Origin of the sequence: Microvirga sp. 3-52, from assembly GCF_018383585.1 — a bacterium.
GTDB lineage: Bacteria > Pseudomonadota > Alphaproteobacteria > Rhizobiales > Beijerinckiaceae > Microvirga.
Window position 1 is genome coordinate 1 of the sequence record NZ_JAHAMK010000073.1, and the last position, 2,241, is coordinate 2,241.

The 2,241-nt window shown below is 64.4% G+C and carries 1 protein-coding gene and 1 pseudogene; both read left to right on the forward strand.

Features of this window, described 5'->3' with window-relative positions; all coding sequences use genetic code 11:
- A pseudogene (locus KHP60_RS24715) lies at window positions 1-333 on the forward strand (transposase); the annotation flags it as partial.
- A 428-nt stretch (window positions 334-761) separates the two neighbouring features.
- Window positions 762-1,901, forward strand: coding sequence for a histidine kinase (locus tag KHP60_RS24720; protein WP_213566920.1), 1,140 nt, complete (start codon window positions 762-764; stop codon window positions 1,899-1,901).
- Window positions 1,902-2,241: the final 340 nt, after the last annotated feature.

Here is a 2,241-nt window from a genome sequence, read left to right on the forward strand (position 1 = left end):
ACGTGTACTGGACCACCTGCTGTGAGCGGTGTGCCCTGAAGGAGCAGTGTACGACCGGCAAGCAGCGGCGCATCAAGCGCTGGGAGCACGAGGATGTGCTCGATGCGATGCAGGAGCGGCTCGACCGGGCACCGGAGACGGCGCGCCTGCCGGCGGCAGACGGTGGAGCACCCGTTTGGAACGATCAAGGCCTGGATGGGTGCCACGCACTTCCTGACCCGGACCCTGGAGCGGGTGCGCACCGAGATGAGCCTGCACGTGCTCGCCTATAACCTGAAGCGGGTTCTGGCGATCCTCGGGCCAGGACCGCTGCTGGCAGCAATCCAGTCCTGAGGGGGCATCACTTTAGACCCCAAGCTGATCACGATGGCTCGGACATCAGGGAGACTGACGTCCAGCCTTGTCGAAGAGCCAAACGGCCGCTGGCTCTCGTGCTCCAGCCGATCAGAGGACCACAGAGGTGATCTCACTCGGTCGCTATCTGCGTTTTGACACAGCCTCGACCCACTCCGGACCTTCCGGAGTTTGCACACAGTAAGGTCGATGCTTTGGTGGGAACTACATTGGCGCTCATAGGTCAGTGCCCGAGCCGCCAGTGGTGCCGATACACATGCCAACGCGAGCCGGTGCCTCCCATCCCGTCGCCGTTTAATCTATGTTAGATTGCCAGGCCAATCGGATGCGGATCGCCTAGCCAGACACATCGACGGCACCGCGACAATCTCCGTCGTCCGGTTGTTCCCTCGTCCTGGAGCTGCGCCATGGGTGACCTGTCCTCGCCGCGGACCGCATCGGAGAAACGGCAGCAGCGTGACCTGCGGGGCCGCATCAGAGCGGCGGAAGAGGTCGACCATGCAAACGAGCGGCTCAGGTCCGTCCTGGCCAGCGTCAGCGACTGTTATTTCACTTTGGACAGGTCTTACCACGTCACCGACCTCAACGAGGCGGCGAGGGACTGGGTGGGGCCGAAGCCGGACAGGGTTCTGGGCACGTGCCTCTGGGACCTGTGCAATCCTGATGCCGAGTGCAGCCGCTTGATCCGCGAGGGCATGGAGGGGCGCCGCCGCATCCGGCGTGAGGTGATGTCCGGCCTGCGGCCCGGCCGCTGTCTCGATCTCCTGGTCTGCCCCTCGACGGAGGGATTGAGCGTCTTCTTCACCGACGTCACGGAACAGCGTGCCGCCACGGCGGCCTTAGACGAACTCGCCGGGCGCTTCCTGACCCTCCAGGACGAGGAGCGGCAACGGATTGCCGAAGAGTTGCACGACTCGACCGCCCAGCATCTCGTGGCAGCCGACCTCCACCTCATGCGTCTGAAGCAGTACGTCGGCTCTGGAGACGGTCAGAAGGTGCTCGACGAGGCGGCGGACGCGGTGGAGGAAGCCGCCAGGGAGCTGCGCACCTTCACCTATCTGCTGCACCCTCCGGGCTTGGAGAATGGCGGCTTGGCTAGAACCGTGCAGGCTTTTGCGGCCGGCTTCGCGCGCCGGACAGGTCTGAACACGTCCGTCCGCATGCCCGACACGGCCGACAGCCTCCCCTTCGATGTCCAGCGTGCGCTTCTCCGGGTCATCCAGGAGGCGCTGACCAACACCTATCGGCATGCGGCCGCGTCCCGGCTGATCATCGACCTGCGGGTTGGGGCCGATACCCTGAAGCTGCGCGTCCTCGATGATGGCTGCGGGTTATCCTGCGGCGTCCGGAAGGCGGCTGAGGGCGGGGCCCTACTCGGGGTCGGCGTCACCGGTATGCGGGCCCGCATGCTGCGGTTCGGCGGCAACCTGCGGCTCCTGAGCCACGCCCGGGGTACGCTGGTCGTGGCCACCCTGCCGCTCGGGTTCGCGTCTGACCTTGGGAGCGGTCGGGAGCCTGCCGCCACGAGTCCATTCGCGGTGCACTGACATCCTTGCGGGATCATTCGTCGCCCAAGACGACCAAAGAGCTTGGTCCGCTTCGGCGCTCATGAGCCGACGTTGGTCGAGCTGCCGGGAGGTGAAACATTGACCCTTTGCAGACCGTCCCCTGCGATAGGAATGCTAGCTAAAACCCTAAGGCTCTCGTACCGGCTAGGCCAGTGGCATACTGAAGGTAAAGCGCGTCTCTTCCTGGACTGAGGTCACATCGAGCGAGCCACTATGGGCGTGTGCAATCTCCCAGGCAGGGTTGTTCGGGTTGCCGAATCCGCGCGAGGGCGTGTAAGTACCTGTCCTTGCAAAGATGAAAGTCGATCCATGCAAGTAC